General features: G+C 54.6%; 1 protein-coding gene. It reads right to left on the bottom strand.

The window, feature by feature from the left end:
• A partial coding sequence (locus OGY35_RS00005; protein WP_286631093.1) for a transposase occupies positions 1-348 on the bottom strand: 348 nt, incomplete at both ends.

Consider the following 348-nt stretch of genomic DNA (forward strand, 5'->3'; position numbering starts at 1 on the left):
CTCCAGGCATTTAACAGCCCCAGTGAGTAATAACCTTTATCCATTAACGTCAGGGTGTTATCGCCGGTCTGCTCTATAAGCTGTGCAGCGAGCTCATTTTCGCTGTTTTTCATTGTGCCGAAGGCGGCTGCCGTCAGAAGATGGCTGGTCAACTCCATCTGACAGACCATTTTGACCTGTGGATAGAGTGCCGGATCCCCGCCATGCGTCTGACGGGGGAAGGCTGCATCATTCTCTGGCGTGTCCGGTGTTCGCCAGAACACACCATCGATGGCCAGCAGGGTCAGGCCGCACCAGTGTGGATGTGGAGTGCTATGATGCCAGAGTTGTGCTGTTTGCGTGAACACG

The sequence above is a fragment of the Citrobacter sp. Ct235 genome, from assembly GCF_030332305.1.
Taxonomy (GTDB): domain Bacteria; phylum Pseudomonadota; class Gammaproteobacteria; order Enterobacterales; family Enterobacteriaceae; genus Citrobacter_A; species Citrobacter_A telavivensis.